The sequence below is a fragment of the Jidongwangia harbinensis genome, from assembly GCF_020216025.1.
Classification (GTDB): domain Bacteria; phylum Actinomycetota; class Actinomycetes; order Mycobacteriales; family Micromonosporaceae; genus Actinoplanes; species Actinoplanes harbinensis.
Window position 1 is genome coordinate 18413 of record NZ_JAIWNC010000053.1, and the last position, 24157, is coordinate 42569.

Annotated in this window: 23 protein-coding genes; 12 read left to right on the top strand and 11 right to left on the bottom strand. The window is 73.9% G+C overall.

Features of this window, described 5'->3' with window-relative positions; genetic code table 11:
• Positions 1-4 precede the first annotated feature (4 nt).
• Positions 5-604 carry a winged helix-turn-helix domain-containing protein gene (locus LDL48_RS38975; protein ID WP_225260206.1) on the bottom strand — a complete coding sequence of 200 codons (600 nt, stop codon included), beginning with the start codon at positions 602-604 and terminating at the stop codon, positions 5-7.
• A 251-nt stretch (positions 605-855) separates the two neighbouring features.
• On the bottom strand, positions 856-1158 hold the full coding sequence (locus LDL48_RS38980) for a signal peptidase I (RefSeq protein WP_308016546.1): 303 nt from the start codon (positions 1156-1158) through the stop codon (positions 856-858).
• 160 nt (positions 1159-1318) lie between these two features.
• On the opposite strand from LDL48_RS38980, the gene LDL48_RS38985 reads away from it, so the two are divergent.
• Positions 1319-1675: an ankyrin repeat domain-containing protein gene (locus LDL48_RS38985; protein WP_255630176.1), complete on the top strand. Its 357-nt coding sequence runs from the start codon at positions 1319-1321 to the stop codon at positions 1673-1675.
• Entirely contained in the window at positions 1665-2615 is a 951-nt protein-coding gene (locus LDL48_RS38990; protein ID WP_225260209.1) for a DUF3500 domain-containing protein, read from the top strand. Before LDL48_RS38985 ends, LDL48_RS38990 begins: the two co-directional genes overlap by 11 nt.
• A gap of 397 nt (positions 2616-3012) precedes the next feature.
• Here LDL48_RS38990 and secA2 read toward each other — a convergent pair whose 3' ends face one another.
• From secA2 to LDL48_RS39010, 4 genes are read right to left on the bottom strand one after another with little or no spacing between them, the layout of a single operon-like run.
• Positions 3013-5307 carry an accessory Sec system translocase SecA2 gene (gene secA2, locus LDL48_RS38995; protein ID WP_225260210.1) on the bottom strand — a complete coding sequence of 765 codons (2295 nt, stop codon included), beginning with the start codon at positions 5305-5307 and terminating at the stop codon, positions 3013-3015.
• A 38-nt stretch (positions 5308-5345) separates the two neighbouring features.
• Positions 5346-7091, bottom strand: coding sequence for an ABC transporter ATP-binding protein (locus LDL48_RS39000; protein WP_225260211.1), 1746 nt, complete (start codon positions 7089-7091; stop codon positions 5346-5348).
• A 46-nt stretch (positions 7092-7137) separates the two neighbouring features.
• Positions 7138-8226, bottom strand: a complete 1089-nt coding sequence (locus LDL48_RS39005) for a zinc-dependent alcohol dehydrogenase (protein WP_225260212.1) — start codon at positions 8224-8226, stop codon at positions 7138-7140.
• Positions 8219-9202, bottom strand: coding sequence for a Gfo/Idh/MocA family protein (locus LDL48_RS39010; RefSeq protein ID WP_225260213.1), 984 nt, complete (start codon positions 9200-9202; stop codon positions 8219-8221). The genes LDL48_RS39005 and LDL48_RS39010 overlap by 8 nt, the downstream gene beginning before the upstream one ends.
• Before the next feature lie 188 nt (positions 9203-9390).
• Between LDL48_RS39010 and LDL48_RS39015 the strand changes: the two genes are divergently transcribed.
• The 5 genes from LDL48_RS39015 (at position 9391) to LDL48_RS39035 (ending at position 13438) form a co-directional block, all read left to right on the top strand.
• Positions 9391-10413, top strand: coding sequence for a glucosyl-3-phosphoglycerate synthase (locus LDL48_RS39015; RefSeq protein ID WP_225260214.1), 1023 nt, complete (start codon positions 9391-9393; stop codon positions 10411-10413).
• Positions 10414-10421: 8 nt separating this feature from the next.
• Complete coding sequence (locus tag LDL48_RS39020) at positions 10422-11543, top strand: glycosyltransferase (RefSeq protein ID WP_225260256.1); 1122 nt, start codon at positions 10422-10424, stop codon at positions 11541-11543.
• A gap of 70 nt (positions 11544-11613) precedes the next feature.
• The gene (locus LDL48_RS39025; protein ID WP_225260215.1) at positions 11614-12345 is read left to right on the top strand and encodes an ATP-binding protein; all 732 of its coding nucleotides are present in this window, start codon (positions 11614-11616) and stop codon (positions 12343-12345) included.
• Between the two features lie 17 nt (positions 12346-12362).
• On the top strand, positions 12363-12710 hold the full coding sequence (locus tag LDL48_RS39030; RefSeq protein ID WP_225260216.1) for a chemotaxis protein CheB: 348 nt from the start codon (positions 12363-12365) through the stop codon (positions 12708-12710).
• Positions 12707-13438, top strand: coding sequence for an ATPase (locus LDL48_RS39035; RefSeq protein ID WP_225260217.1), 732 nt, complete (start codon positions 12707-12709; stop codon positions 13436-13438). Before LDL48_RS39030 ends, LDL48_RS39035 begins: the two co-directional genes overlap by 4 nt.
• Positions 13439-13483: 45 nt before the next feature.
• Here LDL48_RS39035 and LDL48_RS39040 read toward each other — a convergent pair whose 3' ends face one another.
• Complete coding sequence (locus LDL48_RS39040; protein ID WP_225260218.1) at positions 13484-14584, bottom strand: SigB/SigF/SigG family RNA polymerase sigma factor; 1101 nt, start codon at positions 14582-14584, stop codon at positions 13484-13486.
• Between the two features lie 2732 nt (positions 14585-17316).
• A complete protein-coding gene (locus LDL48_RS45280; RefSeq protein ID WP_225260219.1) occupies positions 17317-17457 on the bottom strand; it encodes a pentapeptide repeat-containing protein in 141 nt (46 codons plus the stop codon).
• 5 nt (positions 17458-17462) lie between these two features.
• On the opposite strand from LDL48_RS45280, the gene LDL48_RS39050 reads away from it, so the two are divergent.
• Both LDL48_RS39050 and LDL48_RS39055 read left to right on the top strand, forming a co-directional pair.
• Entirely contained in the window at positions 17463-17831 is a 369-nt protein-coding gene (locus tag LDL48_RS39050) for a hypothetical protein (RefSeq protein WP_225260220.1), read from the top strand.
• Positions 17832-18034: 203 nt separating this feature from the next.
• Positions 18035-18274, top strand: coding sequence for a CDGSH iron-sulfur domain-containing protein (locus LDL48_RS39055; protein WP_225260221.1), 240 nt, complete (start codon positions 18035-18037; stop codon positions 18272-18274).
• Between the two features lie 36 nt (positions 18275-18310).
• Here the strand turns inward: LDL48_RS39055 and LDL48_RS39060 are convergent, their stop codons facing one another.
• Positions 18311-19333 (bottom strand): iron-containing redox enzyme family protein, encoded by a 1023-nt coding sequence (locus LDL48_RS39060; protein WP_225260222.1) that lies wholly within the window; start codon positions 19331-19333, stop codon positions 18311-18313.
• 201 nt (positions 19334-19534) lie between these two features.
• Here LDL48_RS39060 and LDL48_RS39065 point away from each other — a divergent pair, with 201 nt between their 5' ends.
• Positions 19535-20074, top strand: a complete 540-nt coding sequence (locus tag LDL48_RS39065; protein WP_225260223.1) for a hypothetical protein — start codon at positions 19535-19537, stop codon at positions 20072-20074.
• Positions 20075-20084: 10 nt separating this feature from the next.
• Here the strand turns inward: LDL48_RS39065 and LDL48_RS44855 are convergent, their stop codons facing one another.
• The gene (locus tag LDL48_RS44855) at positions 20085-21344 is read right to left on the bottom strand and encodes an SGNH/GDSL hydrolase family protein (RefSeq protein ID WP_225260224.1); all 1260 of its coding nucleotides are present in this window, start codon (positions 21342-21344) and stop codon (positions 20085-20087) included.
• A 98-nt stretch (positions 21345-21442) separates the two neighbouring features.
• Here LDL48_RS44855 and LDL48_RS39075 point away from each other — a divergent pair, with 98 nt between their 5' ends.
• Positions 21443-22303, top strand: coding sequence for an alpha/beta fold hydrolase (locus LDL48_RS39075; protein WP_225260225.1), 861 nt, complete (start codon positions 21443-21445; stop codon positions 22301-22303).
• On the opposite strand, the gene LDL48_RS39080 is transcribed toward LDL48_RS39075, so the two are convergent.
• Positions 22269-22601, bottom strand: a complete 333-nt coding sequence (locus LDL48_RS39080) for a DUF3817 domain-containing protein (protein WP_225260226.1) — start codon at positions 22599-22601, stop codon at positions 22269-22271. The genes LDL48_RS39075 and LDL48_RS39080 overlap by 35 nt on opposite strands.
• A 78-nt stretch (positions 22602-22679) precedes the next feature.
• Between LDL48_RS39080 and LDL48_RS39085 the strand changes: the two genes are divergently transcribed.
• On the top strand, positions 22680-24155 hold the full coding sequence (locus LDL48_RS39085) for a glutamate-cysteine ligase family protein (protein WP_225260227.1): 1476 nt from the start codon (positions 22680-22682) through the stop codon (positions 24153-24155).
• Positions 24156-24157: the final 2 nt, after the last annotated feature.

Sequence of the window (24157 nt, forward strand, 5' to 3'; positions counted from 1 at the left end):
CGGTCTACTCGTGCGGCCGGATCTCGACCCGGGCGTCGTCGGCCAGGCGGTAGCCCACGCCGTACACCGTGGTGATCAGCGGAACCTGGTTGCCCAGCTTGACCCGCAGCCGCCGGACGTGGACGTCGACGGTGCGCTCCCCGGTGTGCTCGTAGCCCCACACACCGACCAGCAGCTGGGCCCGGGTGAACACCCGGCGCGGATTGTCGGCCAGGAACTGCAGCAGGTCGAACTCGAGCCGGGTGAGCGGCAGCACCCGGCCGTCGATCACCACCTGGCGGGACGCGCTGAGCAGCCGGACCTCGGCGCCGTGGGCCGGCTCCGGGCAGTCCTCGAGCGGAATCGCCCGGCCCCCCTCGGAGGCGAGCGCCACCGCGCCGTTGCCGGCCTCCACCAGCTCGCGGACGGCCTCGATCAGCCGGTAGGCCTGCGGGGTGAGCGCGTCGTCGGTGAGCGGGATGGCGACCGTGAGCGTCAGCTTCGGTGCGGCCGGCCCCCCGGCCGCGCGCCGGGCCGCGCCCTCCGCCGGGCGCCGGATGGTGGCGACGCGTCCCGACCGCGTCGCGTGTCGTCCCGTGCGCGCCGACACGGCGGTGACCGGCATGAAGCCTCCTGGAAGACAAACAAATTTTGAAGAAAACCGAGCGCGGCCCTTAATGCATCCTGCTGCATTTATTGAGGGAAGCCGAGAACGATATTTCCGTTGTACCAGTCATGGGGTCAAGATGGCAACCACACTGTGGGAAGGTCGTTCCACATTCACATAGATGCATCAGCGGCGCGGAGCCGACGGGAAAGGTAATGCGATTGCCGTCACGTTATGCCACCCCGAAAGAAATCTTTCCGACGCCCCGATTAATTGGCGGCGGACGGCAGGCGCCACCCCGGGATGGACGGCCAGCGCACGGTCAGCACCACCGTCTCGCAGTCGCCGGAACGCCAGGAATGGTCTTCACCCGGGCCCCAGACGACGTAGTCCCCGGGCTCGCGCAGCAGCACGGTCCGGTCCCGTAACTCGATGTCGAACGACCCGCGGATCAATATCAGCAGGGCGGTACGGGTCTCCCCGGTGGCCCACGCCGCACGTCGCTCCCCCGGCGGATGCACCCCCCACTTCACCTCGACGTCCGCACTGTGCAACACGTCACCAGCAGGCATGAAATGACCCAGCAACCATCCCTGGTTGCGCGCGCCGTCGGTACCCGCACGGCCAACGTAGACGTTCTCCGCCACCGCGGAGAGGTTACCGGACCGTGAATGTAGGCTCAGCACCGTGGCTGAGGAATTGGACATCGCGACGATCGCGTTCGCACACCAGATGTTCGACCTGGCGAGGAGCGGTGCGACCACGGAACTGACCGCGAACCTCGATGCCGGTCTACCCCCGAACCTGACGAACGACAAGGGTGACACACTACTCATCCTCGCGGCCTATCATGCCCATCCGGACACGGTGGCTGCCCTACTGGCGCACGGAGCCGATCCGGCCCGGGTCAACGACCGCGGCCAGACCGCCCTCGCGGCGGCCGTGTTCCGCCAGTCCCACGAGGCGGTCGGCGCGCTGCTCGCCGCCGGCGCCGACCCCCACGACGGCAACCCGTCGGCCGCCGCGACCGCGGCGTTCTTCCAGTTGCCGGAGATGACCGCACTGTTGGAGGCCCGCCATGGGGAATGACTCCGGCGCCGTTCCGGCCGGACTGGACGAGGCCCGCGCCCTGCTCCGCGGGCTCGACGAGGGGCAGCTCGCGGACGCGGTCCGGTCGTTCGACGACGAACGGGACCGGCGGTGGATCGAATACCGGCCGCGGCAGCGAGCCGGCCTGAGCCTCGCCGACATGGGCACCGACACCCGCAAGGCCGCACACCGGCTGCTCGCCACCGCGCTCAGCCCGCCGGCGTACGCGCAGGCCATGGCCGTGGTGGCGCTGGAGGAGGTGCTGGACCGGCAGGAGGGCTGGCACCGCCGACGGCACAGCGAGGATTTCCGCGTGGTGGTGTTCGGCACGCCCGGCGACGACCGGTGGGCCTGGCGCTTCGAGGGCCACCACCTCTCGGTGACGATGACCGTGGTGGACGGCGTGGTGTCGCCGGCACCGGTGTTCCTGGGCGCCGACCCGGCCCGGGTCGACCTCGCCGGCCGCCCGGTACTGCGTCCCCTCGCCGTCGAGGAGGACCTGGGCCGTGAGCTGCTGCTGGCGCTGAGCCCGGCCGCGCGGGACCGGGCCGTGGTGGCCGACGAGGCGCCGTCCGACATCCACAGCGCCACCCGCCCCGCGGCGCACCGGCTGGAGCCGGCCGGCGTACCCCGTGCCGACCTGGCCCACGACCAGCGCGACCTGCTCGACCAGCTGATCCGGGTCTACCTGGGCCGGCTGCCGGACGACCTGGCGGCGCGGCTGGCCGGGAACGTGCGGGACGCCTGGTTCGCCTGGGAGGGCCCGCCCGGCCCGGGCACCCGGCACTACTACCGGATCCAGGCCGACGACCTACTCATCGAGTACGACAACACCACCGCCGACGGCAACCACGCGCACACCGTGCTGCGGCGCCCCCGCGGCGACTTCGGCGGCGACGTCCTCGCCGCGCACCACGCCGGCCCGTCGCACCAGACCTGACGCCCGGCCGCCCGGGACCCGGGCGGCGGGTGGAGCCGCGGTGCGCTCCACTTTGCGCACAGCCATGCCCGGCGCGCGTGCGTGTGGCGACACGGCGCCCTCCGCACCAAACTCCCCACACACCACCAACGACCACCGCGCGTGGGACGGTCCGGCGCCCTCCGCACCAGAACTCCCCACGCACCACCCCGCCCGGTCGCGTGTGCCGAAACACGGCGTGCTCCGCACCGGAGTTTCACACGGGCCGGGCGACGGGCAGGGTGAGGGCGCGCAGGGCACACGAGGGACGCAGAACGTCTGCAGACTCGGAGCCGACAGGATTGCCGCCAGCGGTGCAGGGCAGCGCGCACCCCGGACCCGCCGCACACCTGGCGGCCGGGCCGGGGGCGCGGACGAGCTAGCGGCCCGCGCCGGACGCGATCCGGCGGCCCACCGCCGAGATGAGGCGGTCCAGTTCGGAGCCGAACGGGTTGTCGTGCACCAGGTACGTCCAGGTGGCGCTGGGCCGCACGATCTGCGCGCGCTCCGGCTCCCAGCCCTCGGAGAGGTCGGCCTCCTCGAACGTCTCGATGGTGCGCGCCTCGATCTGGGTGAACAGTTCCTGGAACGCCGGCACCGCGGAACGGTGGAACTCGTCCAGCGGGTCGAGCTTGCCGAGCGCGCGCAGGTGTACGCCCTCGCGGACCTCGGAGAGCAGGGCCAGGTGTTCGGCCCACAGCCGGTCCAGGTGGTAGAGCGCGATGGACCGGGCGGCGTCGGAGAGAATGTCCTCGTCCAGCGACTTGGCCTTCTCCGGCGAGCGTTCGAGCAGCATGATCGCCGCCACCTCGCTGGTCAGCAGGCGCTCGCGGCGTTCCGCCAGGGCGACGCGCTGCTGCTCGATGACCACGCTGTAGCGCCAGGTGTTGCGGTGGATCTCGTGGTTCACGCCCTCGGCGACGCGCTGGGCGTGCTCGACCGCGTACTCGGCCTGGTCGTCGTGCACCACGCCGTCCATGTCCATCCGCGGGGACGGGGGCAGGGCGTCGCCGGCGTGCCGGGTGATCAGGTCGTCCTCGAGGCTGACGAAGAAGACCGAGCCGCCGGGGTCGCCCTGCCGGCCGGCGCGGCCGCGGAGCTGGTCGTCGACGCGGCGGCTGTCGTGGCGGCCCGAGCCGATCACGAACAGGCCGCCGAGTTCGACCACCTTGTCGCGGTTCTTCTCGTCGCTGCCGCCGAGGCGGATGTCGACGCCGCGGCCGGCCATCTGGGTGGACACGGTGACCGCGCCGAGCGCGCCGGCCTCCGCGATGATCGCGGCCTCCTCGTCGTCGTTCTTGGCGTTCAGCACCACGCTGGGTACGCCGGCCGCGGCGAGCTGCTGGGACAGCAGCTCGGACGCCTTCACGTCGAGCGTGCCGATCAGGACCGGGCGGCCCTTCTCGTGGGCGATCTTGATCTCTTCGACCAGCGCCTCGTCGCGCGTCTCGTGCGCCGAGTAGATCCGGTCCGGCTCGTCCTCGCGGATGTTCGGGGTGTTCGGCGGGATCACCGCGACCTCGAGGTTGAAGTACTCGCGGAGCTGCTCGCCGACGTGCACGGCGGTGGCGGTCATACCGCACACGGTGCGGTAGAGCGCGATGTACGCCTGCACGGTGATGGTGTCCAGCACCTCGCCCTCGGCGGTGGCGGTGAGGCCTTCCTTGGCCTCGACCGCGGCCTGCAGCCCGTCCGGCCACCGGCGGCGCTGGGCCACCCGGCCCCGCATCTCGTCGATGAGTTCCACCGAGCCGTCGCGGACGATGTAGTCGATGTCGCGGCGCAGCAGCGCGCGGGCGTGCAGGGCGACGTTCACCGCGGAGAGCTGCGCGACGTGCTCGTCGGCGTACAGGTCGATGCCGAGTTTCTCCTCGACGGCCTCCAGGCCGGCGGCGGTGAACGCCACACTGCGGCCGTCGTCGGCGACCTCGAAGTGCTTGCCGGCGCGCAGGTCGCGCACCACGTCGGCGGCCTCGTGCACCGGGTCGCTCTCGGTGTGCAGGCTGCCGGCCAGCACCATCGGCACCCGGGCCTCGTCGATCAGGATGGAGTCGGCCTCGTCCACCACGGCGGTGGCCAGGGTCCGCTGCACCCGGTCGGCGACGTCCGTGACGAGCTGGTCGCGCAGGTAGTCGAAGCCGGCCTCGCTGACCGAGACGTACGTGACGTCGGCGGCGTACGCCTCGCGGCGTTCCTCCGGAGTGGACGCCTCGGTGACCCAGCCGACGGTGAGGCCGAGCAGCGTGTAGATGGGTTCCATCCAGGTGGCGTCGCGCTTGGCCAGGTAGTCGTTGACGGTGAGCACGTGCACCGGGCCGCGGCCGAGCCGGACGTGGCCGTAGGCGGCGATGGCGGCGGTGAGCGTCTTGCCCTCACCGGTGGCCATCTCGGCGACCTTCGCGTCCAGCAGCGCCATCGCGCCGACCAGCTGCACGTCGAACGGCCGCTCGCCGATCGCCCGGCGGGCCGCCTCCCGGCCGACCGCGCAGATCTCGCCCGGATCGCCGGCCGCCTGCGCCGCCGCGGTCAGCGCCGCGTCGTCGAGTTCACGCAGGGCGTCCTCACGGGCCTCGATGCCCGGCAGCCGCTTCTGGTACGGCGCCAGATTGATCGTCGTGCCCGGACGCTGCAGGAACTTGCGGAACCGGCTCTTCACTCGCTGCGACACACCCATGGGCCGCAACGGTACTGTATTTTCCTGATCGAGAGCTGTCAGGCTGCCGGATCCGGGACGAGCAGTTGGTGCGTGGCGAGTTCGCGGTACAGCGGACTGGTGTCGAGCAGTTCGGCGTGCGGGCCGGTGGCGACCACCCGGCCGCCGTCCAGGACCACGATCGTGTCGGAGTCGACCACGGTGCTGAGCCGGTGTGCCACCACGATCAGCGTGCGGCGGTGCGCCGCGGTGGCGATGGCGTGCCGCAGCGCGGCCTCGTTGCGGGCGTCCAGGTTGCTGGTCGGCTCGTCGAGCAGCAGGATCGGCGCGTCCGCCAGCAGCGCGCGGGCAATGGCGAGCCGCTGGCGCTCCCCGCCGGACAGCAGCACGCCGCCCTCGCCGACCGGCACGTCCAGGCCGTCCGGCGAGCGCCGCAGCAGCCCGTCCAGGTTCACCTCGGCGAGCGCGGCGCGCAGCCGGTCGTCGCCGGCGTCCGGCGCGGTGAGCCGCAGGTTGTCGCGCAGCGTGCCGGCCAGCACCGGCGCTTCCTGTTCGACGTAGCCGAGGCGGCGCCGCAGTGCGTCGCGGGGCAGGTCGCGCACGTCGGTGCCGTCCACGCAGAGCCGGCCCTCGGTGATCTCGTAGAAGCGTTCGATCAGCGTGAGCGCGGTGGACTTGCCGGCGCCGGACGGGCCGACCAGCGCCACCCGGTGGCCGCGCGGCACGGTGAAGGAGACGTCCCGCAGCACCGGTTCGCCGCCCGGGTAGGCGAAGGTGACCCGGTCGAACGCCACCGCCACGTGCCCGGTCACCGCCGGCCGGCCGGCCGGGGCCCGGTCGGCTGCGGCCTCCTCGGGCACCGCCAGGATCTCCTCGACCCGCTGCAGCGCGCCCAGGCCGGTCTGCAGCCGGGTGTACGCGTTCAGTGCCTGGCCGAGCGGCAGCACCAGGAAGAACAGGAACAGGATGAACGCCACCAGGTCGCCGACGCCGATCGCGCCGGCCGCCACCCGGGCCCCGCCGACGCCCAGCACCAGCAGGAACGCGCCCTGCACCGCGGCCTGGGCGGCCGGGCCGACCAGCGCCTGCAGCCGGGCCACCCGCATCCCGGCCTGGTACGCCTGGTCCGCGCTGAGCCCGACCGTGTCGGCCTCGCGGTCCTCGGCCCGGCTGGCCCGGATGGTGCGGGCGGCCGAGACGGCCCGCTCGACCGCCGAGGTCATCTCGCCCAGCCGGGCCTGGGCCTGCTCGGACAGCGCCCGGACCCGGCGGGACACGGTGACCGCGACGGACATCCCGACGGCCAGCCCGGCCAGCGCGACGCCGAACAGCAGCGGGTCCAGGACCAGCATGGCGACGGTCGCGCCGACCACCATCACCACGCCGGTGACCACCTCGAACAGCCCGGACGTGACCACCGCGCGCAGCAGCGTGGTGTCCGCGCCGACCCGGGACAGCAGGTCACCGGTGCGGCGGGCGTCGTACTCCGGAATCGGCAGGCGCAGCAGGTGCCGGGTCAGGCGGCGCCGGGTGGTCCGGACCACGCCCTCGGCGGTGCGCTGCAGCAGGTAGTCCCGGACGCCGTCCAGGCCGGCCGCGACCAGGACCAGGCCGACCAGGACCGCGACCGCCCCGGCGATCGGACGGCCCGCGCCGATGCCGTCCAGCACGGCGCGGACCAGCAGCGGCTGCACCAGCGAGGCCAGCGCGGAGACCAGGGAGAGCGCGGCGACCACGACCAGCGTGCCGCGGTGGAGCCGGAGGTACGGCCACAGCGCCGGCAGGCCCACCCGTTCGGAGTCCACCGGCCGAGCGTATCCCCCGGCGCCGAGCCGCCCGCCCCTCAGCCGCTCAGCAGGCCAGCACCGCCTGCAGTTCCTGCCGCCGCCGGTCGGCCAGGTCGCCGAGCAGCGCGGGCGCCTCGTCGAACGGCACCACCGCGGAGATCAGGTGCTTGCGGATCGCGTCGCCGTCCGCGCGCAGCAGGTCGATCGTCTCGGCGGAGAGCCGTTCCCGGTCCCAGATCGGGGCGAGCCCGCGCGGGACCCGGCCGATCTGTGCGCAGCGCAGCGACAGTCCGTTGTGGTGGAACTCCTCGCCGAGCCGGACCGCGTCCGCCCCGCCCTGGTAGAACGCCAGGTCGACGACCGTGCCCTGGGGGCGGAGCAGGCGCAGCGCGAGGTGCAGCGCGGAGGCCTGCCCGCGGCACTGGAACACCACGTCGGCGCCGCGGTCGTCGGCCGCGTGCCGCCACGCGGTCTTCAGCACCACCGCGGCGTCGTCGCCGGACTCCGGGTCGATCGTCTCCAGGCCGAGCCCGGCGGCCACCTCGCGGCGCCGCTCGGTCGGGTCCAGGACCACCACCGACGCGGCGCCGTGCGCCCGGGCGAACAGCGCGGTGAGCAGGCCCACGACGCCGGCGCCGGTGACCGCGACCCGGCGTCCGCGGACGCCGTCGGCGAGCGAGCGGACGTCCGTGCCGTGCAGGTCGGCGGCGGCGTGCAGCAGGCCGTTGGCGCAGATCGGCCCCATGTGCGCGGCGTAGATGCCGAGGATCGGGTCCAGCTCGCCGGGCAGCGGCACGACCCGGTCGCGCACCGGGTCGCCCAGGTAGGCGGTGCGGTGGCCGTAGGTCATGGCCACGACGGTGCCGTCGGCGACCGCGGGGGTACGGCTGCCGGTGACCCGGGCGACCTCCATGTAGCCGAGCCGGGTCACCGGGTACGCGTCGGACGGCTCGGCCCCGAACAGCCCGAGCACCGGGTCGTACGCGGCGTGCAGGGCCGGGTTGGTGCCCTTGACGTAGCTGAGTTCGGTGCCGGCCGAGATGCCGCTGAACAGTGTCTGGGCCCGGAAGCCGCCGTCCGGTACCGGCTCGGCGTCGGACTCCACGATCTCCACCCGGCCGGGCGCGGCGACCACCACGTTGCGCTCACGCATGCGGGGCCTCCGGGGTGTGCGGGCGGACCACCCGGCCGGTGGCCGCGGACTCCGCCACGGCGAGGGCCAGGGCATGGGTACGCAGCGCCTCGGCGTACGGCACCCGGATGTCGTCGCCGTCGCCCCGGACCGCGTCGATGAACGCCCGGTCGACCGCCACGCGGGCCGAGTCCGGGTCGCTGTCCACCGTGCGGGTGTCGTCGCCGTCGCGCACCATCAGGCCGGTCTCGCTGATCGACAGTGCCAGGCCGTCGGCGTACACCTCCAGTCCGGCCCGTTCCTTCCAGCCGAGCACGCAGGTGGCGGCCACGGTGCCCACCGCGCCGCCGGCGAACCGCAGGGTGGCGGCGGTGGCGCCGTCCACGTCGGCGCCGTCGACCGGGGGCGGGGTGCCGTTGCCGGCGGCCCACACCTCGGTCACCTCGCCGGCCAGGTGCCGGGCCAGGTCGAGCACGTGGGCGGCCTGTTCCACGACCGGGCCGCCGGACCGGTCGGCGCGCGGCCACCACGCGACCGGCGGCACCTTGTCCAGCCACGCGCCGGTCACCAGGCGTACCGGCCGGTCCCGCAGCAGGGCCCGGGCCTGCTCGACGACGCCCAGGTAGCGCCAGTGATGACCGACCGATGTCAGCAGATCACTCTTCGCGATCAGGGTGGCTATTTCCTCCGCGGTGTCCTGATCAACCGAGATGGGCTTTTCCACGAAGAGTGGAATCCCGGCGGCGATCACCGCTCGCTCCGCGTCGCCGTGCGCGAACGGTGGGACACACACGTACGCGGCGTCCAGGCCGGCGTCCAGCAACTCGCCCACGTCGCCGAAGGCCCGCCCGCCGTAGTCCCCGGCGAGCCGCTGCGCCGCCTCCTGCACCACGTCCGTCACGCCGATGAACTGCACGTTCGGCAGCCCGGACAGCACCCGCGCATGTCGCTGCGCCACACCGCCGGCACCGATGATCCCCACCCGGGTCGCGGTCATCCGCGCTCCTCCCTCACTGATCGTCTGCGCCCGACGAGTTCTCCGGGGTGCCGGAAACGAAACGTCGGGACCCGTCCCGTCCCCGGGCCGACCCGAGGTCGTTACCTGGCGTTGAGATTGAAGATCGCCACGGGTGGGGAATCCTGCGCCCTCCGGAAGTCCGTGAATGCGAACCTGGGGGTGTGCCGATGCGGCACTCGCACTCGACCGTCTCACCCGTCGTCGAGGCCTGGACGACCTACCGTACGAGCAACGCCACGCAGTGGACGCCCGCGCAGCTCGTCCGCGCCAAGAACGCCGACCCGCTGCGCAGCACGCGGGTCAGCGTGGTCATCCCGGCCCGCAACGAGCAGGACACGGTGGGCGCCATCGTGGCGACCATCCGGCGGAACCTCGCCGAACGGGTCCGGCTGGTCGACGAGATCCTGGTCGTCGACTCCCGCTCCACCGACCACACCGTCGCGGTGGCCCGGTCGGCCGGTGCCCGGGTGGTCAGCCAGGACGACGTCACCCGGGGGCTGCCCCGGATGGAGGGCAAGGGTGACGCGCTCTGGGCCGGCCTGGCGGCCAGCAGCGGCGACGTGGTGGCGTTCGTCGACGGCGACCTGCGGCGCTTCTCGCCGCACTTCGTCACCGGCCTGCTCGGCCCGCTGCTCACCGACCCGTCGGTCGAGTACGTCAAGGGCTTCTACCACCGGCCACTGGTCGGCCACGCCGGCGTCGAGGCGGACGGCGGCGGGCGGGTCACCGAACTCAGCGCCCGGCCGCTGATCAGCCTGTTCTTCCCGGAACTGGCCGGCTTCGTGCAGCCGCTGGCCGGCGAGTACGCGGGCCGCCGCCGCACCCTGGAACGGATCCCGTTCGTCTCCGGGTACGGCGTCGAGATCGCCATGCTCATCGACCTGATGGACCTCGTCGGGCTGGACGCGCTGGCCCAGGTCGACCTCGGCGAGCGCCTGCACCGGCACCAGGGCACCGAGGCGCTGGGCCGGATGTCCGCGCAGATCATGGTGACCGCCTGGTCCCGGATGTTCCGGCGCGGCCTGGTCACCGAGCCACTGCCGCCGGCCACGCTGCTCACCCAGTTCCGCCGCGGCGGTGCGGAGGCGCTGCCCAACCTGGACCGGGAGATCACGGTGAGCGACGTCGGCGTCGACGAACGGCCGCCGCTGGCCGAGCTGGCCATGTCCCGGCCGGGGGTGCCCGCGTGAAGGTCCTGATGAACGCCGGTCCGTGGCTGCCGGTGCCGCCGCACGGCTACGGCGGGATCGAGAACGTGGTCGCGACGCTGGTGCCGGAGCTGCGCCGGCTCGGCGTCGAGGTGGTGCTGGCCTCGGTCGGCGACAGCACGCTCGAGGTCGACGAACGGGTGTCCGCGTTCGGCACCGGCCAGTTCGCGGCGCTGCAGCGGCCGTACAACCAGGTGTGCGGGATCGTGCCCGCGCACCTGCACGCGGTGCTGCGCCGGCTGTCCGAACGCGACGACATCGACCTGGTCCACGACCACGTGGAGGCGGCCGGCCTGGGCATACTCGCGGCGGTGGCCGCCGGCGGCCCGCCCGGCCTGCACACGCTGCACTGGGACCTGGCGAAGCACCCGGACCTGTACGGCTCGTTCGACGGCGGCGGCCGGGTGTGGGTCAACGGGGTCTCCGCGTCACAGCTGGACCGGGCGCCCGCGGCACTGCGGGCGCACGCGGTCGGCCACGTGCACCTGGCCACGCCGCTGGCCGACGGCGCGGACCGGCGACCCGCACCGGACAAGGGCGGCCACGTCGTCGTACTGGGCCGGATCAACCCGGGCAAGGGGCAGGACCTGGCCGCCCGCCTCGCACACACGGCCGGTTTCGACCTGATCCTGGCCGGTCCCGTCGGTCCGTACCATCGCCCGGAGGATCTGGCCGCGGCCGGCACGGACCCGGCGGCGGCGCAGAACCCGGACGTGCGGTTCTGGCGCGAACAGGTGGCGCCGCACGTCGACGGTGACCGGGTCCGGTGGATCGGCACGGTCACCGGCCGGGACCGCGACGACCTGGTCGCCACCGCCCGGGCGGCGCTGTTCCCGCTGCGCTGGGAGGAACCCGGCGGCACCGCGGTGGTGGAGTCGCTGGCGCTGGGCACCCCGGTGGTCGGGCTGGCCCGGGGCTGCCTGCCGGAGTTGATCTCCGACGGGCGTACCGGACTGCTCACCACGCAGGAGGACGACCTGGCCGAACTGGTGCACAAGGCCGGGACCATCACCCCGGCCGAGTGCCGGGCCGAGGCGGCTCGGCGGTTCACCCCCGCGGTGATGGCCCGCAACTACCTGGAGCTGTACGAGCGGGTGTGTCGACCAGGCTGATCGGGTTTGCCTGGCTGATCGGCCGGGCACCCTCCCTGACGGAGCCTCGGTGGTCACGGGAGGGAGGCGGATGACGAGCCAGCTGGTCTGCCGGCCGGAACAGGACCTCCCGGTCGCGGTGCTGCGGGTCAATGGCGTCCTCGACCTGGTCACCAGCGACGCGTTGCGCCGCGCGGTGGCCCGCTCGTTGTCCGCGCAGCCGGAGGCGCTGCTGATCGACGTGAGCGCGCTCGACATCGACGAGCCGCAGGGCCTGAGCGCGCTCCGGGACGTGGTCTGCGCGAACGCGACCTGGCCGGCCGTGCCGATCGTGCTGTGCGGGGCGGGCGCGGACACCGCGGCCGCGATCACCGCGTCGCCGGACTGCGCGTCGGTCGGCACCGCGCCGGACTGCGCCCGGGCGTTGCGGGAGGCCAGCGGGCGCCGGCACCCGGCGCGGCTCCGGGTGCGGCTGCGGCCCGTACCCGATGCCTGCCGGCAGGTCCGGCACCTGGTGAACCAGGCCTGCCAGACCTGGCACCACCGGGAACTCGCCGCGACCGCGGCGCTGGTGGCCACGGAACTGGTCGCCAACGTGGTGCGACACGCGCACACCACGATGGAGTTCACCGTGGTGCTGCGCGATGGCAGCATGTGGCTGTCGGTCCGCGACGGAAGCCGGCGCCTGCCCAGGCCGGCCGATCCCGGACCCGCGGACGCCGGGGGGCGGGGACTACGGTTGGTCCGCGAGCTGACCGCGTCGTGGGGCGTCCTGCCGGTGTCCGACGGCAAGGTGGTGTGGAGCCAGATCGCCGCGGCCTGAGGGAGTGCACGGAGGCCATGGGCGTGGAGCACAGAGACGTGGTGACGGTCGGTGCGTCCGCCGGCGGCGTGGAGGCGCTGCGGGCACTGACCGGGGGGCTGCCGCCGGACTACCCGGGCACGCTGCTGGTGGTGCCGCACATGCCGCGCGACTCGCCGAGCGCCCTGCCGGCCCATCCTGTCCCGCAGCGGTCCGCGGTCCGCTGCCCGCCACCACCGTCCGAACCGGCACGGCACCCCCACCCCGGGCGTCGTCGTGATGGAGTCCAACGACGGCACCGTCGAACCGGATCAGGTTTGACGCTCGTGATCGCGGGAAAGCGGCCCGGGCCAAGCGGGGCCTTCCGGCAGGGAGTTGCGACGTGACCGTCGACTGTGACGTGCGGGCGGACGACGGCCGGCTGATCGCCCGGCTGACCGGCCGGCTGGGCATGGCCGACGTCGCGGACGTACGCCTGCACCTGATGAAATGCCTCGCCGAGCAGCCAGACGCCCTTCTGGTGGACCTGTCGGGTGTCGTCGTCGGACACCCCACGGCGCCGAACGTGTTCGCGGCGGTGGCCCGTCAGGCCGCGCTCTGGCCGGCTACGCCCGTGCTGTTCTGCGGAGCCCCGCCGGAGATGACCGCGCCGGCCACGGCGGCCCTGTTCCGCCGCCTGCCGCTGTTCGACTCCGTCGAGATGGCCCGCGCCCATCTGGCCGGCGGCGGGCACGCCCAGCCGACCGTCATCGAGGAACTGCTGCCGGTCACCGGAGCGCCGCGCCGCGGCCGGGACGTGGTCACCGACGCCTGCCTGCGCTGGGACGTGCCGCATCTGGTGGCGCCGGCCAGCCTGATCTGCACCGAGTTCATCAGCAACGTGGCCGACCACGTCGGCACCCTGATGACACTGCGCCTGTCGCTGACACCCCGGCTGCTGCTCATCGCGGTGCGGGACGGATCGCCGGTGGAACCGGTGGCCGCGTCCCCCGGCGACACCGGCGGCCGGGGACGCGGGCTGCAGATCGTGGACGCCACCGCGCACGCCTGGGGCTGGGTGCCGGCCCGCGACGGCAAGGCCGTCTGGGGATCGCTGCGGATCGAACCGCGCTGACCTCCGGCCGGTCCTCCTGCGCCCGCAGGTCGGGGCGGGTGACTCTCAGGACGGGGGGATCAGCGCGGAGAGGCCGGACACGCCGAGGATCCGCGCCACAAAGGGCTGCGCGCCGGCGATGGTCAGGCCGACCGACGCCACGGACGCCGCGGCCGCCGCGTCGTGCAGCACCGCCACCCCGGCCGCGTCGACCAGCGGTACCCCGGTCAGGTCGACCACCAGACGGTCGTCGCCGGCCGCCGCCACGGCGTGCCGCAGGCCGATCCGCAGCCGCTCCGCGGTGTCCCGGTCCACCTCGCCGCGCACCCGCACGGTCAGCGCGCCGTCGCCCCGGTGCACCGACACCTGCATCGGATGGTCCCGGCACGGGTTGCCCTCCCAGGACGGCGGGTTGTCGCTGAGCATCGCCTCGCGGAGCCAGCCCAGCGCGCGGCTGAGCAGCCGGGACACGTGCATCTGGGAGATGCCCAGCTCGGCGGCGATCTCCGCCTGGGTACGGTTGCCGTAGAATCGCATCGCCAGCATCTGGCGTTCCCGCGCCGGCAGGCGCAGCAACAGCCGGGACACGGTCAGCTTGTCGTCCACCGACTCCAGCTCCCGGTCGGCCCCGCCGAGCAGGTCACCCAACTCGCCGGAGCCCTCCCCGGCGACCGGCGCGTTCAGCGAGGCGGGCGTGTATCCGGCGGACGACTCCTGCGCCTCGCGCACCGCCGGCTCGGCTACCCTCAGATGGGCGGCCAGTTCCGCTGCCGTGGGGGTACGCGACAGCGTGGTGGTCAGCACCATCGTGGCGTGTCCGACCTCGAGACTCAGGTCCTGGACCCGCCGGGGGACGTGGACACCCCAGGTCTTGTCCCGGAAGTGCCGCTTGATCTCGCCGGAGATCGTGATGACCGCGTACGCCGTGAACGAACCGCGCTCCGGGTCGTACCGGTCGATCGCCTTGACCAGCCCCAACCGGGCGACCTGCTCCAGGTCGTCCTGCTGTTCGCCGCGTCCCCGGTACCGCCGCGCCATCCGGCCGGCGAACGGCAGACACTGGCGGGTCAGCTCCTCCCGGGCGGCGGCCCGCTCCCCGGCGGACACCCGCGCGGCGTACGCCAGCGCCGCAGCATCCAGATCCTCGAGGCCCTGTTCCGACGTCATACCGGAACTGTCGTGTGCGGGCATCGCCACTCCCCTCGAGCCAACGCGGCTTCAGCCTTGCACCTCGTCAGGGAACCTGGCGGGCACGCATCGATACCGGCGCCTGCCGGGACCGATGCTCCTCGGCCGATGCGATGCCCCGCCATGGACCGATTCAAACCCCGTCGGACCGCTCATCTACTCCACGGACGGGTGACGCGGCAGGCCGCTCGGTGCCTCCTCGGAAGCGGTCTCCGGCTCGGGCGGCCGGGGAGCCGGGTCCGGCCAGGGCCGGGCGGCGGCGGGCAGACCGCTGGGCGCTCCTTCGTCGCCCTTCGCCGGGGCCGCCGGGACTCCTGGGGTGCGGTCCCGATCGGCCGGGGCGCCGGTGTCGCCGGGCGCCGCCAGTGGGCGGTTGACCTGGCCGATCTGCGGCGCCTCCAGCGGCGGACGGGTCGGCCGGGCGGGCGGGGGGCCGGCGTTCGTGGTCGCCGGACCAGCCGGACCAGCCGCCGGGCCGGGAGCAGGGGCCGGGGTGGTCGGACGGGCCTGAGCGGGACCAGCCTGAGCCGGACCAGCCTGAGCCGGACCAGCCTGAGCCGGACCAGCCTGAGCCGGACCAGCCAGCCGCGCAGCCGGACCAGCCGGGCCAGCCTGAGCCGGACCAGCCAGCCGCGCAGCCGGGCCAGCCGGGCCAGCCGGCGGGACAGCAGCGGCAGCCGGCGGGGCAGCCGGACCAGCCGGCGGGGCTGCGGGCCGGCCGCTCGCCGGGCTGCCGTCGCCGCGGGTCGGCGGCGGGGCCACGGGCATCTCCGGGGCCGGGCGGGCCGGGGGCTGGGGGTCGCCGCCCAGTGGGCGGTTCAGCTGGCCCATCTGGGGTGGTTCCAGAGGAGGGCGGGCCGGGCGGGCGGCGGGACCGCGTCCTGCCGGCGGTTGGTCCCGGGACGGCAGGCCAGACGGGGAGGGCCCGGCGGAGGCGTCCGGCGAGAGCGCCGGGGCCGCGGGCGGCACGAGAGTGGGGCCCGGACGGCTCCGCAAGGTCGGCTCGGGCTGGACCCCCGAAGCCGGCTGAGGCCGGCCACCCGGTATCGCGCCGGATTGCGCTTCGGGCCCGGGTCGGGCATTTTCCGGCCCGGGTCGGGCTTCCGCCCCCGGGCGGGCCTCCGGCGTCGGGCGGGCCTCCGGCCCCGGGCGGGCCTCCGGCCCCGGGCGGGCCTCCGGCCCCGGGCGGGCCTCCGGCCCCGGGCGGGCCTCCGGCCCCGGGCGGGCCTCCGGCCCCGGGCGGGCCTCCGGCGTCGGGCGGGCTTCCGGCGTCGGGCGAGGCGGGGCCCCGAGGGTCGGATGCTCGGCGCGCGGGGTCGGCTGGTGCTCGGCTCGCGGGTTCGGCTGGGTGATCTCGTCCGGCTGTGACGGCTGTCCGAGCGGGGAGGGCCGGCCCGGCTGCGCCGGCGCCACCGGAGAAGCCTGGCCCGCCGGCAGTCCCAGACCCGAAAGGCCTGGAGTCGCCGCAGAACCCTGAGCCGCCGCAGAACCCTGAGCCGCCGGGGAACCCTGGGCCGCCGGGGAACCCTGGGCCGCCGGGAAGCCCTGAGCCGCCGGAGGACTCTGGGCTGCCGGAGGTCCTTGGGCCGCCGGAGTGTCTGATCCGGTCGGGTGGGTCTGGCCCGCGGTGGGGCCGGGGCTGGCCGGCGGCCACGCTCCGGGTCCGGGCGGGGCCGGACCGTCGGTCTGCGGCGGTGGCGCCGAGCGGATGAACTTCGGTGCGTCGAGCGGACGATTCTGCTGCGTGAACAGCGGCGGACCCAGCAGCAGGGGGTCGATCTCCTCGACCTCGGGTGCGACCGGCTCCGGGGGCGGGACGGCGTGCGTCCGGTCCCCTGCCTCCGCGTCCGGCCGGTGCGGCGTTCCGGCGGACGGCTCGCCGGGAGCCCCCCACGGCGCGTCCGGTGTGGCGAAGGACCGCGCGTCGCCGGAGGGTCCCGTCCCGGTGGTGACCTCCGGCCCGGCTTCCGCTCCCGCGGGCGACCGCAGGTGCGCCAGCCCGGATTCCGCGGCGCCGGGCGGACCGGCCTGCGAAACCGTGGGGTCTGCGGAGGGTCCGGCGAGGTTGGCTGCGAACGGCTTGCCTGCGGCCGGGTTGACTCCGGCCGGGTTGACTTCAGCCGGGTCAACGTCAGCCGGGCTGGCCGCGGACGGGTTGGCCCCGGACGGGATCGACTCGGCCGCCAGACCCGAGGCCGGCAGACCAGAGGGCCGCAGACCAGAAGACGGCAGACCAGAAGACGGCGACGACGACGACCGGAACGCATTCTCGGAGTCCGCGGGCGGGTCCGCGGGCGGATCCGCGGGCGGGCCCGCAGCCGGGTGCGGCCCGGCCTCAGTCGGCGCGGACCCGTTGTCCGCCGTTCCCGTCCCGGCCACCGCCCCGAGCGGTCGCAATCCCGAGGCGGACGCCGTCCCGAGCAGGTCCTCCCCCGAGGCGGCCGCCGACCCGAGCGGGCCCAGCCCCGACCCGAGCGGTCCCAGCCGCAAACCGGACGCGGTCGCGTCCTGGCCGCCCTCCGGCCGTACGTTCCCGGCCAGTCCCGACTTGTCCCACCCGGCCGCCTCGACAGCGGCCCGCACGCGACCGGCGTCCGATTCCGTGCCGCCTCGCTCACCCCCGGCATCCGGCTCAGCCGTAACCGGCCCAGCCACCGCCGACTCAGCCGCAACCGGCTCAACCGCGTCCGGCTCAGCTGTGTTCGGCTCAGCTACGTCCGGCTCGACCACCGCCGACCCAGCCGCAACCGGCTCAACCGCGTCCGGCTCAACCGCGTCCGGCTCAACCGCGTCCGGCTCAACCGCGTCCGGCTCAACCGCGTCCGGCTCAACCGCGTCCGGCTCGGCCGCAACCCGCTTGGCCGCGACCGGCTCGGTACCGGCCGGCCCGGCCGGCGTGGCCTCCTCGCTCTGCGTCCGCCGGGGCCGCGACAGCAACTCGTCCGTGAACGACGGGCGGGCCGCCTGCGCGGCCAGGCCCAGCGGCGACGTCTCCCCCGGCCGCGGGCCCAGACCCTGGCGCGCCGCCTCGATCAGCCCGGACGATTCGGCCAGGCCCGCGGCGAACAGCACCTCGGCCGCGGCCCGGCCCGACGAGCAGGGCAGCGGCTCGCCGCAGACCGGGCATTCGATCATGCCCTCGCGCGGGCCCGCTCCGCCGGCGTGCGCGTCGAGCATCTCCCGCGCGGTGCGTGCCAGCAGGCTGTCGGGATTAACGTACGTCTGACCCTGTGCCATCTTCATCCCCCGTCGATCGCCGCGAGCCTCGCCGGCGCGGTTGCTCCCACGCCTGGCCAACGACACACGTCAGATCAAGTTCACCGGTTACGGCGCGGCTTGGTACCGGTTTTCCGCAATCCGTATCCGTACGCACGCGTCGAGCCCCGCCGGACCGGGTTTGGCGGCGGGGCGTCGGGGCACGCTGACGCCATGACGATCACCGGCGACGAGCCTGGCGCGACCGTGGTGCCGTACGAGAACGGGCCGCTGCTGATCCGCGGTGACTTCACCCTGATGACGCCGGACGGGCAGGTCATCGAGCCGGGGCGGGCCACCGTCGCGCTGTGCCGGTGCGGCAAGTCGGCGATCAAGCCGTTCTGCGACGGTACCCACAAGGCTATCGGATTCCGGGCCGGCAGTACCCGCGACAGCGACCCGCCCCGGGACTGAGTCCCCCGGGGCGGCTCTCAGGGGGCCGGCCGGCTCTCAGGGGGCCGGCCGCAGCGAACTCTCCCCGGCCGACCAGCGCTCGAGCACGTACCCGGCCCAGAGTGTGTCCACCGCCAGCGCGCTGCGCGCCCCGAACAGCAGGTCCGCGGCGAGTTCGGGCTCGGCCACGCAGAACGAGCCGCACATGTCGTGCGCGGCGATCTGCTCGTGCACCGCGTCCGCCTCGACGTGCTCGTCGTAGAACCGGGTCGCGTCCGCGTCGCCGCCCAGCCGGCGCAGCCCGTTGCCGTAGGCCCGGTTCGGCACCGTGGACGTCATCTCGTACGCGGCCAGGTGGCCGAGCAGCGCCCCGCGGTGGCGCCGGTGCAGGCCGAACAGCGACATCAGGTTGTTGGAGGCGAGGGTCAGCGCGGGCGCCTGGGCGACGTACGCGCCGTAGGTGGTGTCCAGGCCCAGGCCGGTCATCGTGTGCCGGAACAGTTCCTGGTGCATGCGCTGCACGCGGCCGTTGCCGTACTCGTCCATCTGGATCTCGATCAGGGCGGCCTTGGCCCGCCCGGCCAGGCGCGGGATCGCGAACGTGTGCGGGTCCGCCTCGCGCAGGTGGTAGACGGAACGGTGCGCGGCGAACTCGCGGAACTGCTCGAGCGTGGCGCGCCCGCGCAGGTACTTCGACAGCGACGGGCCGCCTTCCTCGGCGGTCATCGCCACCAGCTTCTGGGCCACCGTGGCGGCGGTCAGGTCGGCCGGCACCTCGTCGGCGTGCGGCGCGGCGAGCGCCCGCAGCGCGGTCTCCAGACGGTCCTCGGCCACGCCGCGCAGCCGGATCAGGTCGGGATGCCACTCCCAGCCGTCGTCGACGCCGTCCCAGCCCCGGTACGCGAGTTCGTACAGCAGGAACAGGGTCAGCTGCAGATCCTCGTCGGCCAGCAGCGCGGTGGGGTCGGGTCCGGGCGTGGCCAGCAGGTCACCGAGGCCCGGGTCGAGGTCGTGCGGGCTGCGGGACAGTGCGGCGGCAACGGCGCCGGACACCGGTCCGCGTGGTTCGGGCAGCTTCATGGTTCGGTCATCCTGTCGTTCGGCGTCCGTGGTGCGTTCGCCGCCCGCCTCGGCAACCGCGGGTCAGGCATGCCCGGTGCGGAGGTGATCAAACGCCAGGTGACCGGCGTCGCCCGGTCGGTGCATGAGTCGCGAATTCACTCACTGTGATTGTTCGATGCCTCTCCGTACCATCAAGGGACATCCAGGAGGTGATCCCCCATGGACGACACCGACCTGTTCCGCGCCCAGATCCTCCGGCACGCCGGTCCGGTCATCACCGCGCACTTCGTCGGATACCGGGCGTCGTACACCCGGGAAGTCAAGATTGGCCAGCCTCTCGTGCTGGCCGTCTTCGTCTCCGCCACCCTGATGCAGATGGTCGGCGCCCTGCTCCTGGCTCTGGTGCGCGGCGGCGGTGGCGGCGCGCGGCGCAAGTTCAAGGAGTTGAAGAAGGGGCCGGAGTTCCTGGTCACGCCGGTGCGGCTGCGCGACGACCTGGGCCGGACGTACGAGGTGGAGATGCACGGCCACCTCCCGGTCTCCGCACTGCGCCGCGGCGACCTGGTGCAGGTGACCACCAGCCCGCAGAAGGACCCGACGCTGCCGGTGAAGCTGATGAGCGTGGTGAACCTGACCACGTTGCAACCGCTGACCCCGCGGATCCCGACGATGTGGTCGCACCTGGGCCCGGCGTTGCTGCTGCAGTCCGTCGGCGGCCTGGTCCTCGCGTGCGCGCTGGCCGCCGCCTGGCTGGCCTGATCCACCCGGCTCACAGCTCGTCGAGCGGCACCGCCCGGGCCATCGCCAGCTGGCCGGCGTCGTTGGGGTGCAGGTGGTCGCCGCTGTCGTAGCCGGGCCACAGCCGCTGCGGGTCCGCCGGGTCCCGGGTCGCCGCGTCGAAGTCGGCCACCCCGGTGAACGCGCCCCCGCCGCCCGCGCGGATCCACGCGTTCACCGCGGCCCGGGTCGCCTCCCGCTCCGGCGTCCACGTACCCCGGCCCTTCCAGGGCAGGACGGTCGCGCCGACCACCCGCATCCCGCGGGCCCGGGCCCGCGCCGCGATCTGCGCCAGCCCGGCGGCGATCTCCTCCGGGTCGTCGGAGTGCCGGGCCCGCTGGATGTCGTTGATGCCGGCGGCGACGATCACGGTACGGGCGCCGGCCCGGTCCAGCACGTCGTGCGGCAGCCGGGTGAGCGCGCTGCGGCCACCGCGTGAACTGTCGCGCAACACCCGGTTGCCGCTGATCCCGGCGTTCGCCACGCCGTAGTCCGGCACGGCCGACGTGGCCAGGCGCGCCGCCAGGTGATCGGTCCACCGGCGGTTCCCGCCCCGGGTCGACGCCGTCCCGTCGGTGATCGAGTCGCCGAGCGCCACCACCGTGCCGGGGCCGCCCGCCACGTCCACGCCGCTGACGTAGTGCCACGCCCGGGTGGTCCCGGTGAACGCGGTGGCCGCCATGTCGCCGGCGTGGTCGGCCGGGCCCCGGGCGAGGAACGAGTCCTGCAGCGCGGCCGGGTGCTGGGTGACCGTGCCGGACGGCTCCGGCGTCCAGATGCTGACCAGCAGATCGCGGTCGGCCGCGACGCCCAGCGCGACCGGGTCGCTGACCACCTCGGCCCCGGCCGGGACGGTGATCCACCGGCGGCCGGCGAACCGCACGTCGCGTACGGTGCCGGGCACCGCGCTGCCGTCACTGGGGTCGATCGCGCCGTCCCGGGTACCGCCGGCGTGCGCGGAGACGGCGACCGTGACGTGTCCCATCCGGACTGCGCGGGTGCCGTACCGGTTGGACAGGTGGACCCGGACGCGGTTCCCGCCGGCCGTGGGATGCACGACGTTGCGGAAGGTGAAGCCGGCGTACCCCCGCTCGATCCCGCCCACCGCGGCCGCGGGTGCCGTCGCCCAGGCCGTGGTCCACGGCACCGCGGGCGGTCGCGGTGCGGCCGGCCGGCTGGCGGCCGGCGTGGCGGCCAGGACCACCGCGGTCGCGCCCGCGACGATCAGGTGCCCGAGCCGGTTCCACCGCACCGCCGCCTCCCCAGGTCTCGGTTTCCGGAGATCAGTCTCGATCGGCCCGGGCGCGCGGTAAAGCGCACGTTCCGGTGACGTGCGGCAGTATCGGGAGCATGTTCGATCGCTTCACACTCACCCACGTGGACGTGGGACCGGCGACGCTGCGGGTCCGGTACGGCGGCGACGGCCCGCCCGTGGTGCTGCTGCACGGCCACCCGCGTACCCACGTCACCTGGCACCGGGTGGCCGACGCGCTGGTGTCCGATCACACCGTGATCTGCCCGGACCTGCGCGGGTACGGCCGGTCCTCCAAGCCGCCGGCCGGCGACGACTTCTCCGGCTACGGCAAGCGCGCCATGGCCGGCGACGTGCTCGCCCTGATGCGGGAGCTGGGCCATGACCGTTTCGCCGTGGCCGGGCACGACCGGGGCAGCGCCGTGGCGCTGCGGCTCACGCTGGACCATCCGGCGGCGGTGACCCACGCGGCGTTCCTGGACGGCCTGCCGATCAGCGAGCATCTCGGCCGGATCGGCGTCGACTTCGCCCGGCAGTGGTGGCACTGGTTCTTCTTCGCCCAGACCGAGAAGCCGGCCGAGCGGGTGATCAGCGCCGACCCGGACGCCTGGTACCGGTTCACCGACGAGCACATGGGCGCGGAGGCGTTCGCCGACCTGCGCGCGGCCGTGCACGACCCGGCCACCGTGCACGCCATGGTCTGCGACTACCGCGCCGGGGTGCGCGGCGACTGGGCCGACGAGCGGGCCGACCGCGCGGCCGGCCGCCGCGTCACGTGTCCCGTGCTGGTCGCCTGGTCGACCCGCGACGACCTGGAGGAGTTGTACGGCGATCCGGTGGCGGTCTGGCGGGCGTGGGCGGACGACGTGGTCGGCGTACCGATCGAGAGCGGGCACCACATGGCCGAGGAGAACCCGGAGGCGGTCACGGCTGCGTTGCGGGATCTCCTGCGCCGCTGACCGCGAGCAGCCCGCGGGAGCGCGCCCACCGCTCGAAGACGAGGGTGGCGAACGGCGGTACCGCACACCCCAGCGCGATCAGCGTGACCCACCACCGCCAGGCGGCCTGGCGGGCCTGCAGGACCGCGACCCCGAGGTACGCCATGAACAGCGCGCCGTGGATCGGGCCGGCGATCCGCACGCCGATCTCGTTGTGTACCACCACGTATTTGAAGAACATTCCGGTCAGCAGCGCGGCCCAGCTCACCGCCTCGGCGATTGCGACGGCGGCGAACAGGGAAGGGAGGACTCGGCGCACGGGCGCCGATCATAGCCCCTTGGTTCCGGACGGCCGGTGTGCGAGGTTAGGGCTACTGCGTGTGAAGGGTGGCAAACCATGGGTGAGGAAGTCGATCCGCACGAGTTCACCCGTGAGGACCGGGCCAAGTACCGGCACAAGGTCCGCCGCAGCCTGGACGTGTTCGCCAGCATGCTGCGCGAGGCGCGGTTCGAGTTCGAGCGGCCGCTGACCGGCATGGAGATCGAACTCAACCTGATCGACGACCGGGCCGACCCGGCGATGCGCAACGCCGAGGTGCTGAACGCGATCGCCGACCCGGACTTCCAGACCGAGCTCGGCCAGTTCAACGTGGAGATCAACGTACCGCCGCGGCGGCTGGCCGGCGACGAGAACGCCGACCTGGAACGCTCGCTGCGGGACAGCCTGAACAGCGCCGAGCAGCGGGCCCGCACGGTCGGCGCGCACATGGTGATGATCGGCATCCTGCCCACCCTGCGCCGCGAGCACATGACCGCGGAGGCGCTCTCCGCGAACCCGCGGTACGCGCTGCTCAACGAACAGATCTTCGCGGCCCGCGGCGAGGACCTGGAGATCCGCATCGACGGCATCGACCGGCTGGCGGTCACCACCGACACGATCGCCCCCGAGTCGGCCTGCACCAGCACCCAGTTCCACCTGCAGGTGAGCCCGGAACAGTTCGCCGCGTACTGGAACGCCGCCCAGGTGATCGCGGGCGTGCAGGTGGCCCTGGGCGCCAACTCGCCGCTGCTGTTCGGCCGGGAGCTGTGGCGGGAGACCCGGATCCCGCTGTTCGAGCAGGCCACCGACACCCGGTCGGAAGAGATCCGGGCCCAGGGGGTACGCCCGCGGGTGTGGTTCGGCGAACGCTGGATCACCTCGGTGTTCGACCTGTTCGAGGAGAACGTCCGCTACTTCCCGGCGTTGCTGCCGATCTGTGACGACGACGACCCGGCCGAGATCCTGGAGCGCGGCGACACCCCCGGACTCAGCGAACTGCGACTGCACAACGGCACGGTGTACCGCTGGAACCGGCCCATCTACGCGGTGGTGAAGGGCCGCCCGCACCTGCGCGTCGAGAACCGGGTGCTGCCGGCCGGCCCGACCGTGGTCGACACCATCGCGAACGCCGCCTTCTACTACGGTCTGATCCGCGTGCTGGCCGAGGCGGAACGGCCGCTGTGGACCCAGATGTCGTTCAGTGCCGCGGAGGAGAACTTCCACGCCGGCGCCCGGCACGGCATCGACGCCTCGGTGTTCTGGCCGGGCCTGGGCTACGTACCGGTCACCGAACTGGTCCTGCGCCGCCTGCTGCCGATGGCGAAGGAGGGCCTGGACCGCTGGGGGGTCTCCGCCACCGAACGCGACCGGCTGCTGGGCATCATCGAGCAGCGCTGCCTGACCCACCGCAACGGGGCGACCTGGCAGGTGGAGACGCTGCACGCGCTGGAGGCGGAGGGCACCGACCGGCAGGAGGCGCTGCACGAGATGCTGCGCCGGTACCTCCCGCTCATGCACGCCAACGTCCCGGTGCACGAGTGGGAGACCGGCTGACC